Raw genomic sequence first — 23463 nt, 5'->3', positions numbered from 1 at the left:
GACCCGACCCATCCTCGCGCCCGTGCCGCGTCCCTTCTCCCCTCCGCCGTGCCGAGCCGCCGCGCGGTGCTGGCCGGCGCCCTCGGGGCGGACGCGCTCGCCGCCGGCCGGTGCGGGCGGCCGAGCCCGGCCACCTGCGGATCGGCTACCAGAAGTACGGCACCCTGGTGCTCCTCAAGGGCAAGGGCCTCCTGGAGCAGCGGCTGAAGCCGCTCGGCTACCGGGTGAGCTGGGCGGGGTTCCCCTCCGGACCGCCCCTCCTCGAAGCCCTCAACGCCGGGGCCATCGACCTCGGCTCGGCCGGCGAGGCGCGCCAGCCCGCGGCCGCCGAGGCCCGCGAGGACGGCGAGGGCACGGCCCGCCGCCGCCGCCGGGGCCGCCGGGGCGGCCGCGGCCGCGCGGAGGGCCGTGGTCGCGACGAGGACGCCACCACCGTCTCGGACGAGTCCGACGCGGACGAGGCGAACGGGGAGCCGGCCTTCGCGGACGCCGAGGCCGCGGCCCTGTCGGCCGAGGAGCCGGTGAGCGCCGAGCAGGTGAGCGCCGCCCTCGCGGACGAGCCCCGCGCCCCGGCCCCGGCCGAGACCGCCGTCGAGCTTCCGGTCTCCGCGGAGGCCGTGGCCGAGGTGAGCGCGCCGCAGGCCGTGACCCCCGCGCCCGAGCCGGTCGCGGTGGTCCTGACCCCGCCCTCCGACCCCGACCGCCCGAAGCGGGCCGGCTGGTGGTCCCGCACCAAGGCGGCTCTGACCGGCGATTGAGGATCCGGCGGGCGCAGGCCCGCCCTTCGGTTCGCCCCGGTCGTCCGGGGCGAGCCGGACCGCCCGTACTGTCGCGGAAACTAATGCTTTACTGAAGATTGACTTTTTCGGCTCAGGATCTTCGGATTCGGGATTGGGTCGAGATGTTCGGACGATTGAATAAATCCAGAGTTGTAGCCTCGGCTATAGCACCCGCGACGATTTCAGAGCCTGACGCTCCGCCCGGCCTTGCTCAAGGCCCTGCGCCCGCTTCCGAGACCTCATTTCCGGCGGCCCAGGCCGATCCGGACCGCCTGCGGGCGCAGGCGAAGCTGTCCGCCGCGGCCTCCGAGGCCGGGACCTCGATCGTCTGGATCACCCACGACGCCGCGCAGGTGGCGGATCAGGCCCGCGTGATCGCGGCGGCCACCGAGGAAGTCGCGACCTCCACGGGCGAGATCGCCGCCCGCTCCCGGTCCTCGGCCGACACCGCCGAGCGGGCGCGCCAGGGCATCGCCGCCTGTGCGGGCGACATGCGGGAGGCCGAGGAGCGGATCCGCGCGATCGCGGCGCGCACGGCGGAGATCGACGGCTGCCTCGACGGGTTCTCGGCGGCCGCGCGGCGGATCGAGGAGATGGCGAGCGCCATCGCGGCCATCTCGGCGCAGACGAACCTGCTGGCGCTCAACGCCACCATCGAGGCGGCCCGCGCCGGCGAGGCCGGCCGCGGCTTCGCGGTCGTCGCCGGCGAGGTGAAGGCCCTCTCGGCCCAGACGGCCCGGGCCACCGAGGAGATCCGCAACCGCATCGGCGCGCTGCACGGCGAGCTGTCCGGCATGCAGGGCGCGGTGGCCCACAGCCGGGGCGCGGTGGCGGCGGGAGCCGAGGTGATCGTGCGGGCCTGCGCCCGCGTCGAGGCGGAGAGCGCCACCGTGGCGACGGCCGCCGCCGAGATGCGGGCCATGGCCGAGGTGATGGACCGCCAGCTCGACGCGACGAGCGAGATCTCCACGAGCGTCGCCCGCATCGCCGCCGGCTCCGAGAAGGCCCGCGCCGAGATCGCAGACGCCATCGGCAGCCTCACCGGCCTCGAGGCCCTGAGCCGCAGCCTCCTGCCCGCGACGGGCACGGCCGAGCGCCTGCTCGGCCTGCCGGCCGAGTGCGCGGCGTGGCGGCGGCGCCTCGCCACGATGCTGGTCGGGCTCGAGGCGGCCGTGCCGGCCGCCGGCGCAGGTCCCGAGGCCGATCCCGCCTGGCCGGCCCCGGTCCGGGCAGCGCTCGACGCGGCGCGGCGGCACGCGGACGACCTCGTCGCCCGCATCCGGGCGGCGGACTGGGAGGCGGCGACCCCGGCCTTCATGGCCTTCGAGGCCGCGACGGCCGAGCTCTCGGAGTGCGTCGCCGCGGCGGCCTGAGCCTCAGCCGAGCCAGGTCGACAGGCGGGCGACGGCCTCGCGGCACTCGGCCTCAGAGCCCGCGAAGGAGAAGCGCACGTGGTGGCTCCCCGCGTCGGGGTCGAAGTCGAGGCCGGGCGTGGCCGCCACGCCGGCCTCGTCGAGCATCCGGCGGCAGAAGGCGACGGCGTCGTTCGTGAGCCCGGCCACGTCCGCGTAGAGGTAGAAGGCCCCGTCCGCCGGGTGGGTGCGCCCGAGGCCGAGGCCCGGCAGGGCGTCGAGCAGGATGGCGCGGTTGCGCGCGTAGCCGTCGCGCACGGCGTCGAGCTCCTCGGTGGCGTCGAAGGCCGCGAGCGCGGCCACCTGCGAGAGGTAGGGCGCCGAGATGTAGAGGTTCTGGGCGAGCCGCTCGACCGGGCGCACGAGGTGCTCGGGCACCACCATCCAGCCGATCCGCCAGCCGGTCATGCAGTGGTACTTGGAGAAGGAGTTGATCACGATCGCCCCGGGGTCGTAGCGGAGCGCCGTCGCGGTCGGCACGCCGTAGCTGAGGCCGTGGTAGATCTCGTCCGAGATGAAGGGCAGGCCGAGGTCCCGGGCGGCCCCGCAGAGCTCGCCCAGGCGCTCGGGCACGATCACCGTGCCGGAGGGGTTGGCGGGGCTCATCACCAGCACGCCCGCCAGCGCCTCGGCCGCGTGGGTCGCCCGCAGCAGCGCGGCGGTCGGCGCGAAGCGGTCCTCGGCCCGCAGCACCATCGGGGCGGGCACGAGGTCGAGGGCGTGCAGGATGCTGCGGTAGGCCGGGTAGCCGGGCTGCGGCACCCCCACCCGGGCGCCCGCGTCGAACAGGCTCATGAAGGCCAGCACGAACCCCGCCGACGAGCCCGTGGTGATCACCACCCGCTCGGGCGCGACCGAGACCCCGTGGCGGGCGCGGTAATCCTGCGCGATGCGCTCGCGGAGCGCCGGCAGGCCGAGCGCCTCGGTGTAGGGCACCCGACCCCCCGCGAGGGCGCGCTGGGCCGCCTCGATCACCGGGCGGGGGGCGGGCGCCGAGGGCTGGCCGACCTCCATGCGCACCACCCCCTCCCCGCGCCGCTCGCGGGCGGAGGCGGCCGCCATCACGTCCATGGCGAGGAACGGCGCGACGGCGGCGGCGCGGCGGGAGATGGCGATCATCGGCGTTGGTCCGTTCGGGGCCGGCGAGGCCCCTGGAGGCCACTGGAGGGTCCGGAGGAGGCCCGGCCCCGCGCGGGGCCGCAAGGGACGGGCGCGGGACGTCCGGAGGAATGGCGGCTCGTTAGCACGCCGCCCCCGCGCGGGTCGAACGCGGCCCGGATGCGCGGATTCGACCGGCCGGCGCCATTTGACCGGGCGCCGCGAAAACGCCTAACCCGGCGAATAACCGAATCTTCCTGCGCGCCAGCCCCCTCCGGCTCCCCCGCGCGCCCCGCGAGGACGCATGCCCCTGTTTCGCCCGATCTCGATCCTGGCCCTCGGCCTCGCCCTCGGGGGGCCGGCGCTGGCGCAGCAGCCGGCGGCGCCGTTCACGGACGCGCAGCGCCAGGCCATCGAGGCCATCATCAAGGACTACCTGGTGAAGAACCCGGACGTCCTGCAGGAGGCCATCGCCGAGGGCGAGAAGCGGCAGCTCGAGACGCAGCGCCTCGCCCAAGCCGCAGCGCTCAAGGAATCGCACGAGGCCCTCGTCAACGGCCCGCACGACGTGGTCGCCGGCAACCCGCAGGGGGACATCACCCTGGTCGAGTTCTTCGACTACAATTGCGGCTACTGCCGCAAGGCGCTGGGCGACGTGCAGGCGCTCATCAAGGGCGACCCGAAGCTGCGCGTCGTGATCAAGGACTTCCCCGTCCTCGGCCCGGAATCGCTGGAGGCGAGCCAGATCGCGGTAGCGGCCAAGCAGCAGCTCAAGGGCGACAAGCTGTTCGAGTTCCACCAGAAGCTGCTGGAGTCGAAGGGCCGGGTGAACGGCGCCAAGGCGCTCCAGGTCGCCAAGGACATGGGCCTCGACACCGCCAAGCTGCAGAAGGACGCGCAGGGCCCCGAGGTGAAGGCAGCGCTCGCCGAGAACCGCGGCCTCGGCGACAAGCTCGGGCTCTCCGGCACCCCGGCCTTCATCGTCGGCGACGAGATCATCCCGGGCGCCGTCGGCGTCGACCCGATCCGCAAGACCATCGGCGACGTGCGCCAGTGCGGCCATGCCTCCTGCTGAGGACGCCCGGCGGCTGAGGCGCGCGCTCTTGTCGCGCCCGGCGCGCTTCGTCTAAGAGCGGCCCCTCACGGGCCCGGCTCCGGCCGGGCGCTCCATGCTCCGGTGCCATGCACGCGATCCACGTCCTCAACGGGCCGAACCTCAACCTCCTCGGTCGGCGCGAGCCCGGGATCTACGGAACCGCGACGCTCGCCGACATCGAGGCCGACCTGCGGGCCCGCGCCGGGCGGCGCGGCCTGGAGCTGTCGTTCCGGCAGACCAACGCCGAGGGCGAGCTGGTGGGCTTCGTGCAGGAGGCGGGGCTGTCGGGCGCCGGCATCCTCATCAACGCGGCCGCCTACACCCACACCTCGGTCGCCCTGCGGGACGCGATCAGCGGCTCGGGGGCGCTCGCCGTCGAGATCCACCTCTCGAACGTCCATGCCCGCGAGGCCTTCCGGCACGTCTCGCTGATCGCCCCGGTCTGCGCGGGCGTGATCTGCGGCTTCGGCCCCCGGAGCTACGCCCTCGGGTTCGACGCCCTCGCCGACCTGATGGCCGCGCGCGACAGCGTCGCCCTCAAGGTCGTCGAGACGCCCAGAATCGCCCGCAAGAAGAAATCGCCTGCGTGAAGACGGATCCGATGCCCAAGCACGAACCCATCGACCCCGAGCTCGTGCGCGAACTCGCCCTGCTGGTCACCGAGACCGGCCTCTCCGAGATCGAGGTCGAGAAGGGGGACCTGCGCATCCGCGTCGTCCGCCGGATCGAGCCCGTGACCGTCCAGGTCGCGGGGCCCGCCCCCGTCGCGGCCGTGGCGGCCCCCGCCCCGGTGGCGCCCGTCGCGATGCCGGGGGCGGCCCCCGCCGCGAAGGCGGGCGCCGGCCACCCCGGCGCGGTCCCCTCCCCCATGGTCGGCACCGCCTACCTGCGGCCCTCGCCGGACGCCAAGGCCTTCGTGGACATCGGCTCCCAGGTCGCGGCCGGCGACAAGGTGCTCCTCGTCGAGGCGATGAAGACCTTCAACGAGATCGTGGCGCCCCGCGCCGGCACCGTGACGGCGATCTTCGTCGAGGACGGGCAGCCGGTCGAATACGGCGAGCCGCTCCTCGTGATCGAGTGAGCGCGATGTTCGACAAGATCCTGATCGCCAACCGCGGCGAGATCGCGCTGCGCATCCTGCGGGCCGCCAAGGAGCTCGGGATCGCGACCGTGGCGGTCCATTCCACGGCGGATGCGGACGCCATGCACGTGCGCCTCGCCGACGAGAGCGTCTGCATCGGCCCCCCCGCCGCCCGCGAGAGCTACCTCAACATCCCCTCGATCATCGCCGCCTGCGAGATCACCGGCGCCGACGCGGTGCATCCGGGCTACGGCTTCCTCTCGGAGAACGCCCGCTTCGCCGAGGTGCTCGCCCACCACAACATCGGCTTCATCGGTCCGAAGGCGGAGCACATCCGCGTGATGGGCGACAAGATCGAGGCGAAGCGCACCGCCAAGCGCCTCGGCATCCCCTGCGTGCCGGGCTCGGAGGGCGGCATCGAGGACGCCGACGAGGCGAGGCGCGTCGCGGCCGAGATCGGCTATCCGGTCCTCGTCAAGGCGGCCTCGGGCGGCGGCGGGCGCGGCATGAAGGTGGCCCGCTCCGAGGCCGAGCTGGAGCAGGCGGTGAGCCTCGCCCGCACCGAGGCCAAGGCGGCCTTCGGGGACGATGCCGTCTACCTCGAGAAGTACCTGGAGAAGCCGCGCCACATCGAGGTGCAGGTGCTCGGCGACGGCCGGGGCGGAGCCGTCCACCTCGCCGAGCGCGACTGCTCCCTGCAGCGGCGCCACCAGAAGGTCTGGGAGGAGGGCGGCTCGCCGGCCCTCAACGAGGCGATGCGGGCCGAGATCGGCGGCATCTGCGCCAACGCCATGAAGGAGCTCGGCTACCTCGGCGCCGGCACCGTCGAGTTCCTCTACGAGGACGGGCGGTTCTACTTCATCGAGATGAACACCCGCATCCAGGTGGAGCATCCCGTCACCGAGATGATCACCGGCATCGACCTCGTGAACGAGCAGATCCGGGTCGCGGCGGGCGGCACCCTGTCGGTGACGCAGGCGGACATCCGGGTCGAGGGCCACGCCATCGAGTGCCGCATCAACGCCGAGCACCCGGCGACCTTCCGGCCCTCGCCCGGGCAGATCACCTACTACCACCCCCCGGGCGGCCTCGGCGTGCGCGTCGATTCCGCCGCCTTCCAGGGCTACCGCATCCCGCCGAACTACGACTCGCTCATCGGCAAGCTGATCGTGCACGGGCGCACCCGCAACGAGTGCCTGATGCGGCTGCGCCGGGCGCTCGACGAGTTCGTGGTGGACGGGGTGGACACCACGCTGCCCCTGTTCCGGACGCTGGTGCGCAACGCCGACGTCCAGAACGGCCTCTACGACATCCACTGGCTGGAGCACTTCCTGGAGACCGAGGGCCTGGAGGCCTGACGGGCACCGGCGTTTCGTCGGCCCGGCCCCTGGCGTTCCGACCCGGGCCGGGCCAGATTTGTCGGATCATGCACGATGGCGCCCGCGTGGAGATCACCCCGGAGATCCTGCTCAAGGCCTACGCCGCGGGCATCTTTCCGATGGCGGAGGACGCCAGCGACCCCACCCTCTACTGGGTGGAGCCCCGGGCCCGCGGCCTGCTGCCGCTCGACGGGTTCAAGGTCTCGCGCCGCCTCGCCCGCACCGTCCGCTCCGACGCCTTCGAGGTCCGCAGCGACACCGACTTCGACGGCGTGATCGCGGGCTGCGCGGCGCCCCGGCGGGACAGCGAGCGCACCTGGATCAACGGCCGCATCCGCGACCTCTACGGCGCCCTGTTCGACCAGGGCCACGCCCACACGGTGGAGGTCTACGCCGAGGGGCGGCTCGTCGGCGGGCTCTACGGCGTCTCCCTCGGCGCGGCCTTCTTCGGCGAGAGCATGTTCCACGAGGTCCGCGACGCCTCGAAGGTCGCCCTCGTGCACCTGATGGCCCGGCTGCGGCGCGGCGGCTACCGCCTCGCCGACACCCAGTTCGTCACGGAGCACCTCGCCCAGTTCGGCGCCCGCGAGGTGCCGCGCCACGTCTACAAGCGGCTGCTGGCCGACGCCCTGGGGCACCGGGGGGACTGGGCGGCCTGGCCCCGCCCCGCCTCGGGGGCCGAGGCGCTCGAAGCCCTGGGCGCCGCGCCCTGACGGGCGGGCCCGGGCTCGATTGGATCGCCGCGACGACTTCCGGTATGCGTCGAGGACAGTCCGTCACCCGTCGGTCCGGAGCCGTACCGGCAAGCGGAGGCCGTTGCGTGAGCCCACGAACCGCTGGCTCCCTGCTCGACGGAGCCGGTATCGCCTTCTCGTCGCAGGCCTCGCTGCGCCTGATCGAGGGGCTCGGCCTGATCGGCACCTGGAGCTGGACCTTCGCGTCGGACGAGCAGACCTGGTCCCTCGGCCTGTACCAGCTCCTCGGGCTGGAGCCGGGCGACGTGGTGCCGAGCTACCAGGCGCTGCTCACCCGCCTCCATCCGCAGGACCGCGCCGTTCTCGACAGCCCCCAGCAGATCCGCCAGGGCGAGCCGCTCGGGAGCCAGACCGTCGTGCGCGTCCTCCGCCCCGACGGGTCGCAGCGGCTCCTGTCCAGCCGGACGGAGCTCTACGTCGCGCCGGACGGACGGCCCCGGGCCGCGGCGGGCACCCTCCTCGACGTCACGGAGACGGAAGGGCTCGCGCGGGTCCGCCAGGCGGAGGCGAGGGCCCGCCGCGCGCTGTTCGAGGCGACCCAGACTTGGTTCACGGCGCAGTCCTTCGCGCCCGCCGACCTGATCCGGTTCCAGCCCAGCCCCGAGCTGGTCGAGCTCACCGGCCGCCCTCGCCTGGACCTCACCGAGGACATCGCGCAGGCCATCGTGCCCCCGGAGCGCCGGCACTGGCACGACACGTTCGGCGCCCTGATCGCCGCCGACAGGCCCTTCGTCGTGACGCCGAGCATCGTCCTGGCGGAGGGCGGCGCCCGCCGGCTGCGCGCCTACTACGTGCCGGTGCGCGAGCAGGGCCGCACCCGGGACTGGATCATCGTCAACGGGCCGGCCGAGGCCGCCCCCGCGGTGGCGGGCGGTGCGGTGTCCGGCGCGCTGCGCCAGGGGCTGGAGCAGGCGGTGTCGGGACGCCACCTGCGGGCCGCGCGGGCACTCGTCGGCTGGTCGATGCAGGACCTCGCGGCGGCGAGCGGCATCTCGTTCTCGACGATCCGTCGCCTGGAGGAGGACGCCGTCCTCGGCCGCTCGCACCACGCGGCGGTGGGCGCGCTGCGGCGGGCCGGAATCCGCTTCGCGCTGCTCGACAGCGGGGTCATCGCCGTCGCGCGGGGCTGACGGGCGGGCCTAGTCGGAATCCGCGATCCGGATCCTCAGCGGAACAGGGCGTCGAACAGCCCCTGCGGCTGGGGCGGCGGCGGGGGGGCCGGCGCCGGGCCCTCGTTCGAGGGGAAGAACTTGCGCGAGGGCTTCTGGCGGGGCTGCACGGGCACGCCGCGGGGCGCCTCCACGTCCACTTGGCCGGCCGAGTTGACCTGCTGGGCCGTGCGGGTCGGGTCCTTGTCGCCGCGGTTGCCGCGCTTGCGCCCCTCGGGCTTGGCGGCCATCGCGGGCACGTCCTCCTGCTCCTTGGCCTCGACGGTGATCTCGCTGCCGCCCTTACAGTCGACGAGCCAGACGTCGTAGATCGGGTGCTCGATGGCGTGGAGGCCGGGGCTCGCGGCGAACATCCACCCCGTGAAGATGCGCCGGTACTTGTTCTCGAGGGTGACCTCGTCGACCTCCAGGAAGGCCGTGGTCTTGGCGCTCTCGGTGGGGGGTCGCGTATAGCAGACCCGCGGGGTGAGCTGCAGGGCGCCGAACTGCACCGTCTCGTCCACCGCCACCTCGAAGGAGACGATGCGGCCGGTGATCTTGTCGAGGCCCGAGAACACTGCGGTGGGGTTCTTGATCTTGTCGGCCTGGGCCGGCAGCGCGGTCAGCCCGCTCAGGAGAGCGGCCGCGGCGAGGGCGGCGGACCGGAGCGGGGCGCGGGCGGGATTGCGGCTCAAGGCGGGACGCCCTCTCGGTCGGGCGCGCGGCGCCGATGCGCGGCGCGCCGGAAGTCTCCAACGTCCCGGCCTTCAACACCCGAACGGTGGTGGAATGAGGGCGGCGCCTACTCGCCCGGGGTCCAGGGCACGTAGTCGCCGGTGGCGGCCGGGCGCGCCCCCCAGGAGAGCTGCGAGCCCTTCGGCCGGTAGGCGTCGGGCGAGCCGGTCTGGTTCTCCACGTGGGGCTTCTGCCACTCGCGGGGGCTGTAGGCCTCCTCGCTCGGCGGGACGTCGACATTGTGGCAGAGCCAGCCGCGCCAGCCGGGCGGCACTTTCGAGGCGTCGGCGTAGCCGTTGTAGACCACCCAGCGGCGCTCGGAGCCGACCGAGGCGTCGATGAGCGGCCCCTGAGCCCGGTAATAGGTGTTGCCGAGCTCGTCCGTGCCGACGAACTGCCCGTTCCGCGCGGTGTAGAAGGCGAGCGACATCGTCTGCCCGTTCCACCACGTGAAGATGCGCAGCAGCGTGTCCTTGAGCGCCATCGCAGTCCTTCCCGGCCGTCCCTGCCGGCCGTCCTCGCGTGGGCGGTTATGGGGAGGGCCGCCGCTCCTGTCCAGCCGCGGGCCGCGCGGGCTCGGGTCGCAGGCGGGGCGCCCCGGGGTGTCGTGTCACCCGGGACGCTGCCTGAGCAGGAGTTGCACCGCGAAGGCGACCCGCTCCCGCGGAGCCGCCCGACGCAGGCTCTTCAGCGCCGCGTCGGCCGTCGCGATCGCGGCGAGGGCGTCGGCACGCGTCACCCGGTGCAGCGGATCGTAGTCGGCATTGTGCCGCTGCTCCTGCAAGGTGCGGAAGGCATCGCCGACGACGATCAGATCGGCGGGAAACCCCATGGGACGGAGTTTCTCGCAGGCCCTGCGCGCCTCGCCATGGTTGAGCGCCCGGTAGGCGTGGCGCCAGGCGATCGCGGCCCGGTTCGGCCCCGCGCCGACCAGCCGGTCCGCCCCGTCCTTCGCGACACCGTGGAACAGCGCATAGTAGGCGGTGCTGATCGCCCGCTTGAGATCCGACTGCTTCGGCTTGCCGGCTCCGGCCCGCGCAAGGCGACGGGCGGTCACGAGGAGATCGTCGCTCATCGCCCCGCGTGGCCAGCTGCGCGGAGGCGCGGAGCCCTCTCCGGCACGCGGTGGGCGATGTGGGCGAAGCGGCGCTCCTTCAGCGCGAAGAGCCGATCGTTGAGCTTCGTGATCGTGCCGGCCGCGACCTGCGGATCGGGCTCGGCATCGGGGGCGCCGTAATGGACCGAAACCAGGAGGGCCGGGTCGCCGGAGGTGTCCTCGACCGCCGCGACATCGACGCGCTCGACGCCGAAGCGGCCGAGCTCCCCGCGGACGACGGCCTCGATCGCCTCGCGCAGATCCCCTGAGATCTCCGTGCCGGCCATGACCCGTCCCCGCATCGTGCCCAGGGCTCGATGGTCGATCCCCATCACCAAAAACGCAATAGGATTCCGCTCCGCTGAAGGTTCCCAGGTGTCGCGCGGGCGCAACGCCGGGGTTTTCTCGCGGTCGCGCGCGCCAGCCAAGCGGGCCAACGCAATTTCAGGCTGTGGACGCAAAAATTTTCCGCCGTGAATCCCTGAGGCCGAAAGCGCACTTACGCGGGCGCCGGAGATATCCACAGGTTTTCCCCTCAGGACACAACATCTAGTCAGGAACATAGCCGGCGCACACCAGTTGTTGACGCAGAGGGGGCCCGAGCGTTAAGGTTCGGGTCATGGTTCGGCGGTCGGCGGCTCAGGGATGGGCGGGGCTCCGCGGAATCCTCACGTCATGTCCACGGTCCGGGCCGCATCGTTCGTGCGGGCGGGATCGCTGCCCCGGAACGGGTCCATGCCCCGCGCAGTGCCGCGGGCCGAGGCGCATCGCGCCTCGTCGGGAGAGGTGTGTTTCATGCGGTTCGAGCGTCGCTACACCACGGCCGGGCAGTCTCCCTATGCGGCGATCGCCTTCCGCAAGACCCTGAGCGAGATCCGCAACCCCGACGGCTCGGTGGTGTTCCGGCTCGACGGCATCGAGGTGCCCGAGAGCTGGAGCCAGGTCGCGAGCGACGTGCTGGCCCAGAAGTACTTCCGCAAGGCCGGCGTGCCGGCGCGCCTCAAGCGCGTCGAGGAGAACGACGTGCCGAGCTTCCTGTGGCGCTCGGTGCCGGACGAGGCCGCGCTGGCCGAGCTGCCCGAGGAGGACCGCACCGGCTCGGAGACCACGGCCGCGCAGGTGTTCGATCGCCTTGCCGGCTGCTGGACCTACTGGGGCTGGAAGGGCGGCTACTTCACCTCGGAGGACGACGCGCAGGCCTTCATGGACGAGCTGCGCTACATGCTCGCCCGCCAGATGGTGGCGCCGAACTCGCCGCAATGGTTCAACACCGGCCTGCACTGGGCCTACGGCATCGATGGGCCGGGCCAGGGCCACTATTACTGCGACTACCGGACCGGCACGCTGACCCGCTCGGCCTCGGCCTACGAGCACCCGCAGCCGCATGCCTGCTTCATCCAGTCGGTCGCCGACGACCTCGTGAACGAGGGCGGCATCATGGACCTGTGGGTCCGCGAGGCGCGCCTGTTCAAGTACGGCTCGGGCACCGGCTCGAACTTCTCCGCCCTGCGCGGGGAGAACGAGAAGCTCGGCGGCGGCGGCAAGTCGTCGGGCCTGATGAGCTTCCTCAAGATCGGCGACCGGGCGGCCGGCGCCATCAAGTCGGGCGGCACCACGCGGCGCGCCGCCAAGATGGTGATCGTCGATATCGACCACCCGGACATCGAGGCCTTCATCGACTGGAAGGTGAAGGAGGAGCAGAAGGTCGCCGCGCTGGTGACGGGCTCCAAGGTCGTCGCCAAGCACCTCGGCGCCGTGATGAAGGCCTGCACCCAGTGCGAGGCCGAAGGCGACGCCTGCTTCGACCCCGAGCGCAATCCCGCCCTCAAGCGCGAGGTCAGGGCCGCCCGCAAGGCGATGGTGCCGGACGCCTACATCAAGCGCGTGATGCAGTTCGCCCGCCAGGGCTTCACCAAGATCGAGTTCCCGGTCTTCGACACCGACTGGGATTCGGAGGCCTACCTGACGGTGGCGGGCCAGAACTCCAACAACTCGGTCTCGCTGACCGACGACTTCCTGCGGGCGGTGGACGCGGGGGCGGACTGGCACCTCAAGGCGCGCACCAGCGACAAGGTCGCCAAGACGATCCCCGCCCGCGACCTCTGGGAGCGGATCGGCGAGGCCGCCTGGGCCTCGGCGGATCCGGGCCTGCACTTCAACACCACGATGAACGACTGGCACACCTGCCCGGCGGGCGGGCGGATCCGGGCCTCGAACCCGTGCTCCGAGTACATGTTCCTCGACGACACGGCCTGCAACCTCGCCTCCACGAACCTGCTGACCCTCTACGACCGCACGACGAAGCGCTTCGACGTGGAGGCCTACGAGCACCTCAACCGCCTCTGGACGGTGGTGCTCGAGATCTCGGTGCTGATGGCGCAGTTCCCCTCGAAGGAGATCGCCGAGCTGTCCTACCGCTACCGGACGCTCGGCCTCGGCTACGCCAACATCGGCGGCCTCTTGATGACCATGGGCCTGCCCTACGACTCCCGGGAAGGCCGGGCGCTGGCCGGCGCGCTCACCGCGATCATGACGGGCGTGGCCTACGCCACCTCCGCCGAGATGGCGGCCGAGCTCGGGCCCTTCCCGGAATACGCCGAGAACGCCGACGCGATGCTGCGGGTGATCCGCAACCACCGCCGCGCCGCCCACGGCGAGGCCGGGAGCTTCGAGTTTCTGAGCATCGACCCCGTGCCGCTCGACCTCGCCAACATCCCGCAGGCCGATCTCGGCGCCCACGCCATGGCGGCCTGGGACCGGGCCCTGCAGCTCGGCGAGGAGCACGGCTACCGCAACGCCCAGGCCACCGTGATCGCGCCGACCGGCACGATCGGCCTCGTGATGGATTGCGACACCACCGGCATCGAGCCCGACTTCGCGCTGGTGAAGTTCAAGAAGCTCGCCGGCGGCGGCTACTTCAAGATCATCAACCGCGCCGTGCCGGACGCGCTGCGCAGCCTCGGCTACCGCGAATCCGAGATCGCCGAGATCGAGGCCTACGCGGTGGGCCACGGCTCGATGGGCCAGGCGCCCGCGATCAACCCCGGCAGCCTGCGCGCCAAGGGCTTCACGGACGAGAAGATCGCGGCCGTCGAGGCGGGCCTGAAGTCGGCCTTCGACATCAAGTTCGTGTTCAACCGCTGGACCCTCGGCGACGACTTCCTGAAGGGCGCCCTCAAGGTGCCGGCGGACAGGCTCGCCGACCCGACCTTCGAGCTCCTGCCGTTCCTCGGCTTCAGCCGGCGGGACATCGAGGCCGCCAACACCCACGTCTGCGGGGCGATGACGCTGGAGGGCGCGCCGCACCTGAAGACCGGGCACTACGCGGTGTTCGACTGCGCGAACCCCTGCGGGCGCATCGGCAAGCGCTACCTCTCGGTCGAGAGCCACATCCGCATGATGGCGGCGGCGCAGCCCTTCATCTCGGGGGCGATCTCCAAGACCATCAACATGCCCAACGACGCCACCGTCGAGGATTGCAAGGAGGCCTACAAGCTGTCCTGGCGCCTCGCCCTCAAGGCGAACGCCCTCTACCGCGACGGCTCGAAGCTCTCCCAGCCCCTCAACGCCGCCCTGATCAGCGACGAGGAGGACGAGGACGACGCGATCGAGGCGGTGATCCAGGCGCCGGCCGCCGCCAAGGCGACGCAGCTCGCGGAGCGGATCGTCGAGCGGGTGATCGAGCGCGTCGAGCGCATCCGCTCCCGCGAGAAGCTGCCGCACCGGCGCAAGGGCTACACGCAGAAGGCGGTGGTGGGCGGCCACAAGGTGTATCTCCGCACCGGCGAGTACGACGACGGGCGCCTCGGCGAGATCTTCATCGACATGCACAAGGAGGGCGCCGCCTTCCGGAGCCTGATGAACAACTTCGCCATCGCGATCTCGCTGGGCCTGCAGTACGGCGTGCCGCTGGAGGAGTACGTCGAGGCCTTCACCTTCACCCGCTTCGAGCCGGCGGGCTTCGTGCAGGGCAACGACGCCATCAAGAACGCGACCTCGATCCTCGACTACGTGTTCCGCGAGCTCGCGATCTCCTACCTCGCCCGCATGGACCTCGCCCACGTCGACCCGTCCGAGATCGGCAACACCGTGCTGGGTGGCGGCGTCGGCCAGGACCGGCGCGACGAGGGCAAGGCCGGCGCCGCGGTGGCGAACGTGGTCTCCCGCGGCCTGCTGCGCGGCTCGGCCGACCGGCTCACCCTGATCCAGGGCGGCCCGGGCGGAACGATGCCCGCCGCGCCGGCCGGCGGCGTGGTCCACGCCATGCGGGGCGCCACGGCGCTGAAGGCCGAGGCCCTGCCCGCAGGGCAGGCCGAGATGCTCGCAGAACCCGCGCCCGAGAGCGTCGCCGACACCCTGCCCTTCGCCCGGCCCGAAAAGGCCGAGCGCACCGTCGCGGACCGCCGCGCGGAGGCGAAGATGAAGGGCTACGTCGGCGAGGCATGTCCGGAATGCGCGAACTTCACGCTGGTCCGCAACGGCACCTGCCTGAAGTGCGACACCTGCGGCAGCACGACGGGGTGCAGCTGAGGCGGGGCCTCTGAAGGGGGCCGTTGGCAGGCGGCATAGCCTGCCAACGGCTCCGTGAGACGCGTGGGCGCTTATCCGGATACCACGAGCCGTTCCGTCGCGAGGCGGAGTCCGGTCACGGGATCCGGGGGAGGCCGATGTCCTTGCGAAAGCTCCTGTCGAAGGCGCTCGCGGGCACGAACCGGCGCAGGAGGCTGACCTGCCGGGCCTTCGGCCCCGCGGTGTAGCGCAGTTTCGGGACCGCCGCGGTCGCGGCCGTCACGACCACCTTGGCGACGACCTCGGGGGTATCCGCGGTCTTCATGGCGTCGGTCAGGAAGCGGGCCCGGCCGGTGCGGTCCGCCTCGTAGATCGGAAGCGGCGCGTCTGATTGGATCATGTTCCGGTCGAAGGCCGTCCGCGTGTAGGCCGGCTCGACGAGCACGACGCGGATGCCCTGCCCGCGAACCTCGTGATCGAGCGACTCCGAGTAGCCTTCGACGGCATGCTTGCTCGCGCCGTACAGCGCCATGAACGGGGCCGGGATGAGCCCCAGCACCGAGCTGATGTTGATGATGCGGCCCCCCTTCTGCGAGCGCATGACGGGGAGGACCGCACGGGCCGTGCGGACGATGCCGAACAGGTTCACGTCGAACAGGGCCTGAGCCTGCGCGACGGACGATTCCTCGGCGGCGCCGCTGATGCCGAAGCCGGCATTGTTGACCAGGAGGTCGATCCGCCCGGTCTCGCGGACCACCGCTTCGACCGCATCCGCAACGGAGGCGTCGTCGGTGATGTCGCAGACCAGCATCCCGACCCCGCTGCCCGCATCGGGGGCCGGCTTCCGGCTCGTGCCGAAGACGCGGTACCCTGCCGCCCGCAGGGCCTTCGCGGTCTCGAGCCCAATGCCGGACGTCGCGCCGGTCACGAGGGCTGTCCGGGTGATGCTTCGGGTCATGGAATCCTCCTACGTTGCGGCGCCGGAGCGCCCGTCGTAGATATATTACGATCGTAATTTAAATGGGCAAGCGGAGACCGCCCATCGCGCTGGCTGGAGAGGCGGCGCGATATCGGCGGGCCGGAGCGTCGAAGGTCCGGTCGGAGGGTCGGCCGTCCTCGGCTCAGGACGGGGACGATGCGAGGGCGTTCGGCGCCGCGGACAGGTTGGGCGCGGGCGCGATCCGGAACATCCGTCCCGTGCCGAAGGCGATGCCGTTGACGAGGCCCATGGTGACGAGCCCGGCCGCCAGGGCGAGGAACATCCCGGCCGGCCCCGAGCCGAGCACCGACGCGATCCAGGCACCGCCGAGCGCCACCCCCATCCGGAGCAGGCTGGCGGCCAGCGGCCAGCCGACGCGGCCGGCGCCCTGAGCGGCGAAGTAGAGGGCCAGCCCGAACCCGAAGAACCCGTAGAATGGGCCGACGATGCGCAGGTAGGACGAGCCCGTGGCGAGCATCGCCGGATCCGTCCCGAACAGCCCGAGCCACCCGGCGGGATGCAGGGCGGCGAGGAGCCCGATGGCCTCCGTCAGGACGCCCGCCGCGACGGCGCCGGTCAGGGCGGCCTGGCGGGCGCGGGCCGGGTTGCCGGCGCCGAGGGCCGTGCCCACGACGGCGGCGATGGGCGAGCCGAGGCCGAAGACGAGGGGGACCAGGAGGTATTCGAGGCGCGCGCCGGTGCCGTATCCGGCCACGGCCGCGGGCCCGGCCGTGCCGACGAACCCCGTCGCGGCGATGACCGTGACGTTCGAGGTCATGCTGGCGATGCCGGAGAGCAGGCCGATCCGCAGGATCTCGCGGGACGGTCCCCAGGCCAGCCGGGGCGGACGGCGGCTCGGCTGCAGGACACCGCGCCCAGACCAGAGGTAGGCGGCGAAGACCGCGGAGCCCGCGGCGTAATAGGCCGCGAACGCGACGCCGCCCCCCACGACTCCGAGCGCGGGGAGCGGCCCCCAGCCGAGGATCAGCGCAGGCGAGAGCGGGATCAGCACCACGGCCCCGACGCAGGTGACGATGGCCGGGAGCGCCATGTTGCCGGTGCCGCGGATCACCGCCGCCAGCGCGTTGAACAGCCAGATCAGGATCGCTCCGCCGAAGACGACGTTCGCGTAGGCGGTCGCGGCCCGGAGCGAGCCGCCGGTCCCGCCCATCAGCGCGTAGAGGGAGGGTCCGAGGGGCAGCGCGAGGAGGCTCGTCGCGACACCGAGGCCCAGGCCGAGCGCCGCCGCATGCCAGGCGAGGAGCCCGGCCTCCGCCTGCCGCCCGGCGCCCAGCGCGCGCGAGACCGCCGACTGGATGCCGCCGCCCATGCCGCCGGCGGAGAGCATCTGGACGAGCATCACCACCGGGAAGACGAGGGCCATGCCGGCCAGTGCGTCGGTGCCGAGGCCCGCGACGAAGTACGTCTCGATCAGGCCGATCGAGGTCTGGACCAGCATCACCACGACGTTCGGCGCGGCCATCCGCGCCAGGGTCGGCACGAGGGGCGCTTCGAGCAGGCGGCGCGTGCGAATATCCATGGCAGAGCCCTCACGATGTCATGACCGGCGGGCAGGACGGCCCGATGGCCGGCGCGATGCCCTGGCCGCCGCCGATGCGGAGCTGGATCAGCCCACCCAGGATCCCGCGTGACGTCACGGGCGCTCCTCGCCTGAGCGGGCGGGCGGCCGCGTCGTGCCCGGTCAGCCGGCGGCGGGAGACGGACGCGCGCCCGGCAGATCGAACAGGAGGCAGGTGGTGCTCGCGGTCGCCAGCAGGCGGCCGGACGCGTCGCTCAGGCGGGCTTCGGCCACCGCCTGCTGACGGCCGGCGTGGACGACCTGGCCGACGGCACTCAGCAGGCCGGACCGCTCGGTGGCCGCCCGCAGGAAGTTCACCTTGAACTCGAGCGTCGTGTAGCCGCGTCCGAGCGGCAGGGTGGAATGCACGGCACACCCCATGACGCTGTCGAGGAGCGTGGCGAGGGAGCCGCCGTGCACGGATCCCAGCGGGTTGAAGAGATACTCCGCGGCCGGCATGCGCATGCTGGCCGTGCCCAGATCGACCGAGACGAACTCGATCCCGAGCAGCTGGATCACCGGCGGCGGCGGGATCTCCCCCGCGATGAGCGCGCGCAGGAAATCGATGCCCGCGAGGCCCTGTCCCGCCGCGGCGGTGGTGCGGGGGTCGTCCCACTGGACGATCCGCCTCCGTGGCGGCGCCTGCCCGTGCGAGAGCGCTTCGTCAGCCATCCGTGTACCTCGCTCGGGAGATTGCCGAAGGGCGTCCCCGTGGGGAGCCGCGGGTCGCCGGGAATCGGCAGCGCCGATCCGAACACCGGTCTATTTGATGTTGTACGTAATCTATTTTGATGCCGCCCGCAATCCGGACGTCGCGACATGGGCCGGGCATCGCGGCGATCGACCGCCGGGGTGATGCGAGGGACGAGCCCGACCGCGTCCGGATCCGTCGAACGGCGCGGAGGCCTGCAGATGACTGTTGCGATCCGTCTTCGCTCGGGACGGCGAAGCGCGCCGGCCCCCGGATCGCCTACGGGGCGACCGCGGCATGCGCCGCCTGGATCAGTTCGTCCGCCAGCGCCTCGTCGTTGACGGCCCGGGCGAGGACGACCGCTCCGACGAGCGTCGAGAGCGTCGCGAGCGAGCGCTGCCGGCGCCGCTCCCGGGAGGCCTTCGGGGTCAGGTTCGCGAGGATCGCGGCCAGCCCCTCGACGCCGCGGGTGAACCGGCTCCGGACCGGGCTGCCGGGGGGCTCGCGCGAGACGTCGTTGGCCAGGGCCGCGAGGGGACATCCCTTGCCGGGCGACCGGACGTGTCCGACCGAGAGGTAGTTGGCGAGGATGGTGTCCACGGCGCCGCGCCGGTCCTCGGCGATGGCCGCATCGAAGGCCTCGGCCGCCAGGGCGTCCTTGTTGGCGAACTGCCCGTAGAAGCCGCCATGGGTCAGGCCCGCGGAGGCCATGATGTCCGCGACGCCGACGCCGTGGAGGCCGCGCTCGCGGAACAGGGCCGCGGCGACCTCGACCACGCGCTGACGGTTGAGCCTGGCCTGCTCCTGCGACACTCTCGGCATGGCTGAACCCCGCGAACTTCACCAGCACTATATATAGATGCATCCTGTCATCTAAAGAAGGACCGCACCCGGGCCCGCGGACCTCAGGACTCGGCCGGCACCGGCAGCGGGCCGGTCCCGGACGCGGCGGCCTGCGGCCTCGGCTCCCGCGCGACCCGGAACCAGAGGGCGTAGAGGGCCGGCAGGAACAGGAGCGTCAGAAGCGTGCCGACCCCGACGCCGCCGATCAGCACGTAGGCCAGCGCCCCCCAGAACACCGAGTGGGTGAGCGGGATGAAGGCCAGCATCGCGGCCGCCGCCGTCAGGATGACGGGACGGGCCCGCCGCACCGTCGACTCGACGATGGCGTCGTAGTCCGACAGGCCCGCCGCCCGGTCGTGGTGGATCTGGTCGACGAGGATCAGGGTGTTGCGCATCAGGATGCCCGACAGCGCGATCAGGCCGAGGATCGCGTTGAAGCCGAAGGGCTGGTGGAAGATCAGCAGGGTCGGGGCGGCGCCCACCAACCCGAGCGGGGCGGTGGCGAACACCATGAACATCGTCGCGAACGAGCGCACCTGGATCATGATCACGGTGAGCGTCACGATCAGCATGATCGGGAAGACCGCGAACAGGGACTTCATCGCCTTGGCGCTCTCCTCCACGGCGCCCGCCGCGTCGATGCGGTAGCCCGGCGGCAGCTTCGCCCGGATCGGCTCGAGGAGCGGCGCGACCTGGGCGTGGACGTCCGGCGGCTGTTTGCCGTCGAGCACGTCGCCCTGCACGCGGATGTAGGTCTCGCGATTGTAGCGCTTGAGCACCGCGTCCTCGCTGCGGCTCTCCAGGCGAGCGACCTGGGACACGGGCACCTGGCGCCCGTCCCGCGTGGCCAGCGTGAGGTCGCCGATGTCGCCGAGCGAGCGCCGCTCCGGGCCGGGGCTGCGCAGCAGGACATCGACCGAGCGCAGGTTCTCGCGCACCTGGGTCGCGGGCGTCCCGTTGAGGTAGCTCTGCAGCTGCTGGCCGGCCTCCTTCGGGGTCAGGCCGATCAGGCGCAGCCGCTCCTGGTCGAGGACGAGGCGCAGGTTCGGGGTCCTGTCGCCCCAGTCGCGGTGGACCATGCGCATGTTCGGGTTCGAGGCCATCGCGTCGGCGACCTCGGCGGCGATGCCGCGGATGACGTCGAGGTCGGGCCCGACCACCCGGAAGGCGACGGGGAAGCGCACGGGCGGCCCGAACACGATCTGCAGGACGCGCACGCGCGCCTCGGGGAAGCGGCCCTCGTCGACGAGCCGGCGCACCTTCCCGCGCAACGCGTCGCGGGCGTGGGAATCCGCCGTCTGCACGACGATCTGCGCGAAGGCGGGGTCGGGCAGCTCGGGATCGAAGGAGAGCACGAAGCGCGGCATGCCCTGGCCGATGTAGCTCGTGATCTCGCGCGCCTCCGGCAGCGCGCGCACCGCCGCCTCGACCGACTTCACCGTGGCCTCGGTGGTCGCGAAGGCCGAGCCCGCCGGCAGCGTCACCTCGACGATGAGCTCGGCCCGCTCGGAATTCGGGAAGAACTGCTGCTCGACCCGGCCCATGGCGGCCACCGCGCCCGAAAACAGCACCACGGTGACGCCGGCCGCGATCCACTTGTGGTCGACGGAGAGCCGCACGATCCGGCGCAGGCGCTGGTAGTTCGGCGTCGCGTAGATCGCGTCGTGCCCGCCTTCCACGCGCTTGATGTTCGGCAGCAGCTTCACGCCGAGATACGGCGTGAAGGTCACGGCCACGATCCAGGAGACGAGCAGCGAGAAGGACACCACCCAGAAGATGTTGCCGGCGTACTCGCCCGCCGTAGAGGCCGCGAAGCCCACCGGCAGGAAGCCCGCGATGGTCACCAGCGTGCCGGTCAGCATCGGCGCGGCGGTGGCGCTCCAGGCGTAGGTCGCCGCCGAGACCCGGTCGGCGCCCTCCTCCATGCGCACGACCATCATCTCGATGGCGATGATCGCGTCGTCCACGAGCAGGCCGAGCGAGATGATGAGCGCACCGAGCGTGATGCGGTCGAAGTCGCGGCCGGTGACCAGCATCACCACGAACACGGCCGACAGGGTGAGCGGCACCGCCAGCGCCACCACGATGCCGACCCGGAAGCCGAGCGCCACGAGGCTCACGACGATGACCACGCCGAGCGCGGTGAAGAACTTCACCATGAACTCGCGGATGGCGTCGTCGATGACCCTGGCCTGGTCGGTGATCTTCGTGAACGTGATGCCGGTCGGCGTCTCGTGGTGGATCGCCACCTCCTCGGCGTTCAGCGCCTGCCCGAGCTTGAGGCCGTCGAAGCCGGGCTTCATCACGAGGCCGAGCATCAGGGCCGGCTCGCCGTCGTTGCGGATCGCGAAGGTCTTCGGGTCCTCGTAGCCGCGCCGGACCTCGGCGATGTCGCCGAGCTTCAGGCTGCGGTCGCCCGCCGCCACGGGCAGGTTGCGGATCGCCTCGAGCCCGTCGATGGCGCCGTCGAGCCGGAGGTAGACGCGCGGGCCCGCTGCCTCGACGAAGCCCGCCGGGGTGACGTCGTTCTGGTTGGCGAGCGAGGCCAGGAGCTGCTGGCCCGTGATGCCCAGCGTCGCGAGGCGCTGATAGGAGATCTCGACGAAGATCTTCTGGGCCTGCTCGCCCAGGATGTTGATCTTCTCGACGCCCGGCACGCGCAGCAGGCGCTGGCGCAGGTCCTCGGCGCGCATCACGAGGCTGCGGTGCGGCAGGTCCTTCGCCTGAAGCGCGTAGAGCGCGAAGTAAATGTCCGAGAACTCGTCGTTGAACAGCGGCCCGAGCACGCCGCGGGGTAGGCCGGAGGCCTGGTCCGAGAGCTTCTTGCGCGCCTGGTAGAACTCCGACTGCAGCCTGGCCGGCGGCATGTTGTCCCTGAAGAACACCTTCATGAGCATCAGGCCGGGCCGGACCGTGGTCTCGACGCGGTCGTAGTAGACGAGCTCCTGCAGGCGCTTCTCCAGGGGGTCGGCGACCTGCCGCTGCATCTCGTCGGTGGTGGCGCCCGGCCAGGCCGCCGAGACCGCCATCGTCTTGACCGTGAAGGCGGGGTCCTCGCCGCGCCCGAGCCTCTGGAAGGCGTAGAAGCCGGCGCCCGTGAGGGCGATCAGCAGGAACAGCGTGACGGCCCGCTCGCGGACCGCCAGGGCGGAGAGGTTGAAGCCGCTCATTTGGCGACCCCCGTCATGCTGAGCGGGGCCTCGCGCACGATCTGGCCGGCCTTGAGCAGGTGGGCGCCGAGCGAGACGATGCGGTCGCCGGCCTCCAGCCCCGAGGCGACCTCCGCGCTCTCCTCCGAGAGGCGCGCGACGGCGACGGGCTGGGCCGCGACGGTTCCGGTGGCCGCGTCGAACCGCCAGACGGCCGAGCCGCTCCCGGAATCGAACAGGGCGGCGAGCGGCACCGCGACCGTCGGACGGCGCCCGGCCTCCGCCGCCTTCAGGCGGAGCGTCACGGTCGCGCCGAGGGCTGCGTCCTCGCCGCCGCCCGAGAGGATGTAGCGCGCCCGGTAGGTCCGCGTGGCCGGATCGGCGATGGCGGACAATTCGCGCAGCCGCGCCGGATAGGTCGCCTCGCCCTCGGCGTAGAGCGTGGCCGAGGCGGTCCCGTTGGCGAGGTTCCGGCTCGCCTCCGGCAGGAACACCTCCGCTTCGCGGGACCCGTCCCGCGCCAGCTTGACGACGGCCTGGCCGGCCGCGACCACCTCCCCCGGATAGGAGGGCACCTCCATCACGACGCCGTCGGCATCGGCCTGCAGCTCGGAGTAGCCGGCCTGGTTCTCGATCTGGCTCGCCTGCGCCTCCGCGGAGGCGAACTGGGCGATGGCCGCATCCGCGGCGGCCTTGTTCTGGTCGTAGGTCTGCCGGGAGGTCCAGCCCTCGCCGACGAGCTTGCGGCTGCGCTCCTCGTCGGCCCTCGCCTTGATCATCTGGGCCCGGGCGGCCTCGACCGAGGCGCGGGCCGCGTTCAGCGCGAGGGTGAAGTCGGTCCGGTCGAGCCGCATCAGCGGCTGCCCGCGCCGCACGTGGTCGCCCGGATCGACGAGGCGCTCGAAGATCTTGCCGCCGACGCGAAAGCCGAGGTTGCTCTCCGTGCGGGCCCGGACCACCCCGGTGTAGCGCGTCACGCCGCCCGTTCCGGGCGCGACCGCCACGGTCTGGACCAGCGGCGGCTCCGGCGTCACCGCGGTCTCGGCCGGCGTGCATCCCGCGAGAGCCAGCCCGGCCAGCCCAATCATCCACCGCGCATCCATCGCCGTTCCCCGTGACTGTGTGAGGGGGTAA

The 23463-nt window shown here is 72.3% G+C and carries 20 protein-coding genes and 1 pseudogene; 9 read left to right on the top strand and 12 right to left on the bottom strand.

All coding sequences use genetic code 11. From position 1 onward, the window contains the following. Positions 1-69 precede the first annotated feature (69 nt). Together ACLBXP_RS21755 and ACLBXP_RS21750 are read left to right on the top strand one after the other, a co-directional pair. Positions 70-344, top strand: a pseudogene (locus ACLBXP_RS21755) (sulfonate ABC transporter substrate-binding protein); the annotation flags it as partial. Between the two features lie 557 nt (positions 345-901). Next, positions 902-2152 carry a methyl-accepting chemotaxis protein gene (locus ACLBXP_RS21750; RefSeq protein WP_447669904.1) on the top strand — a complete coding sequence of 417 codons (1251 nt, stop codon included), beginning with the start codon at positions 902-904 and terminating at the stop codon, positions 2150-2152. A 3-nt stretch (positions 2153-2155) separates the two neighbouring features. Here ACLBXP_RS21750 and ACLBXP_RS21745 read toward each other — a convergent pair whose 3' ends face one another. Beyond that, complete coding sequence (locus ACLBXP_RS21745; protein WP_447669903.1) at positions 2156-3310, bottom strand: pyridoxal phosphate-dependent aminotransferase; 1155 nt, start codon at positions 3308-3310, stop codon at positions 2156-2158. Between the two features lie 283 nt (positions 3311-3593). Between ACLBXP_RS21745 and ACLBXP_RS21740 the strand changes: the two genes are divergently transcribed. The 6 genes from ACLBXP_RS21740 (at position 3594) to ACLBXP_RS21715 (ending at position 8730) form a co-directional block, all read left to right on the top strand. Beyond that, the gene (locus ACLBXP_RS21740; RefSeq protein WP_447669902.1) at positions 3594-4364 is read left to right on the top strand and encodes a DsbA family protein; all 771 of its coding nucleotides are present in this window, start codon (positions 3594-3596) and stop codon (positions 4362-4364) included. Positions 4365-4471: 107 nt separating this feature from the next. Further along, positions 4472-4975: a type II 3-dehydroquinate dehydratase gene (gene aroQ / locus ACLBXP_RS21735; RefSeq protein ID WP_447669901.1), complete on the top strand. Its 504-nt coding sequence runs from the start codon at positions 4472-4474 to the stop codon at positions 4973-4975. Between the two features lie 11 nt (positions 4976-4986). Next, on the top strand, positions 4987-5466 hold the full coding sequence (gene accB, locus ACLBXP_RS21730) for an acetyl-CoA carboxylase biotin carboxyl carrier protein (RefSeq protein WP_447669900.1): 480 nt from the start codon (positions 4987-4989) through the stop codon (positions 5464-5466). 5 nt (positions 5467-5471) lie between these two features. Then, entirely contained in the window at positions 5472-6824 is a 1353-nt protein-coding gene (accC, locus tag ACLBXP_RS21725) for an acetyl-CoA carboxylase biotin carboxylase subunit (protein ID WP_447669899.1), read from the top strand. A gap of 68 nt (positions 6825-6892) precedes the next feature. Then, entirely contained in the window at positions 6893-7558 is a 666-nt protein-coding gene (aat, locus tag ACLBXP_RS21720; RefSeq protein WP_447669898.1) for a leucyl/phenylalanyl-tRNA--protein transferase, read from the top strand. A 107-nt stretch (positions 7559-7665) separates the two neighbouring features. Then, on the top strand, positions 7666-8730 hold the full coding sequence (locus ACLBXP_RS21715) for a PAS domain-containing protein (RefSeq protein ID WP_447669897.1): 1065 nt from the start codon (positions 7666-7668) through the stop codon (positions 8728-8730). 35 nt (positions 8731-8765) lie between these two features. Here the strand turns inward: ACLBXP_RS21715 and ACLBXP_RS21710 are convergent, their stop codons facing one another. The 5 genes from ACLBXP_RS21710 to ACLBXP_RS21690 all read right to left on the bottom strand — a co-directional run bounded on the left by ACLBXP_RS21710 (position 8766) and on the right by ACLBXP_RS21690 (position 11376). Continuing rightward, positions 8766-9443 carry a DUF2155 domain-containing protein gene (locus ACLBXP_RS21710; protein WP_447669896.1) on the bottom strand — a complete coding sequence of 226 codons (678 nt, stop codon included), beginning with the start codon at positions 9441-9443 and terminating at the stop codon, positions 8766-8768. Between the two features lie 107 nt (positions 9444-9550). Further along, positions 9551-9967 (bottom strand): NADH:ubiquinone oxidoreductase subunit NDUFA12, encoded by a 417-nt coding sequence (locus tag ACLBXP_RS21705; RefSeq protein ID WP_447669895.1) that lies wholly within the window; start codon positions 9965-9967, stop codon positions 9551-9553. A 126-nt stretch (positions 9968-10093) separates the two neighbouring features. Next, complete coding sequence (locus tag ACLBXP_RS21700; protein WP_447669894.1) at positions 10094-10558, bottom strand: hypothetical protein; 465 nt, start codon at positions 10556-10558, stop codon at positions 10094-10096. Then, on the bottom strand, positions 10555-10881 hold the full coding sequence (locus ACLBXP_RS21695; protein WP_447669893.1) for a hypothetical protein: 327 nt from the start codon (positions 10879-10881) through the stop codon (positions 10555-10557). The genes ACLBXP_RS21700 and ACLBXP_RS21695 overlap by 4 nt, the downstream gene beginning before the upstream one ends. A 366-nt stretch (positions 10882-11247) precedes the next feature. Beyond that, positions 11248-11376, bottom strand: a complete 129-nt coding sequence (locus ACLBXP_RS21690) for a hypothetical protein (RefSeq protein ID WP_447669892.1) — start codon at positions 11374-11376, stop codon at positions 11248-11250. Between ACLBXP_RS21690 and ACLBXP_RS21685 the strand changes: the two genes are divergently transcribed. Beyond that, a complete protein-coding gene (locus ACLBXP_RS21685; protein WP_447669891.1) occupies positions 11375-15109 on the top strand; it encodes a vitamin B12-dependent ribonucleotide reductase in 3735 nt (1244 codons plus the stop codon). The genes ACLBXP_RS21690 and ACLBXP_RS21685 overlap by 2 nt on opposite strands. Positions 15110-15224: 115 nt before the next feature. On the opposite strand, the gene ACLBXP_RS21680 is transcribed toward ACLBXP_RS21685, so the two are convergent. From ACLBXP_RS21680 to ACLBXP_RS21655, 6 genes are all read right to left on the bottom strand, one after another. Continuing rightward, positions 15225-16046, bottom strand: coding sequence for an oxidoreductase (locus tag ACLBXP_RS21680; RefSeq protein WP_447669890.1), 822 nt, complete (start codon positions 16044-16046; stop codon positions 15225-15227). Between the two features lie 163 nt (positions 16047-16209). Then, positions 16210-17607, bottom strand: a complete 1398-nt coding sequence (locus ACLBXP_RS21675; protein ID WP_447669889.1) for an MATE family efflux transporter — start codon at positions 17605-17607, stop codon at positions 16210-16212. 162 nt (positions 17608-17769) lie between these two features. Further along, a complete protein-coding gene (locus tag ACLBXP_RS21670) occupies positions 17770-18318 on the bottom strand; it encodes a PaaI family thioesterase (RefSeq protein ID WP_447669888.1) in 549 nt (182 codons plus the stop codon). A gap of 298 nt (positions 18319-18616) precedes the next feature. Continuing rightward, entirely contained in the window at positions 18617-19159 is a 543-nt protein-coding gene (locus ACLBXP_RS21665; protein ID WP_447669887.1) for a TetR family transcriptional regulator, read from the bottom strand. A gap of 83 nt (positions 19160-19242) precedes the next feature. Beyond that, positions 19243-22350 carry an efflux RND transporter permease subunit gene (locus ACLBXP_RS21660; protein ID WP_447669886.1) on the bottom strand — a complete coding sequence of 1036 codons (3108 nt, stop codon included), beginning with the start codon at positions 22348-22350 and terminating at the stop codon, positions 19243-19245. Beyond that, positions 22347-23432, bottom strand: a complete 1086-nt coding sequence (locus tag ACLBXP_RS21655; protein WP_447669885.1) for an efflux RND transporter periplasmic adaptor subunit — start codon at positions 23430-23432, stop codon at positions 22347-22349. The genes ACLBXP_RS21660 and ACLBXP_RS21655 overlap by 4 nt, the downstream gene beginning before the upstream one ends. Between the last annotated feature and the right edge of the window lie 31 nt (positions 23433-23463).

The organism is Methylobacterium sp. A54F, from assembly GCF_053346035.1.
This window is presented reverse-complemented; position numbering and strand designations above follow the sequence as displayed.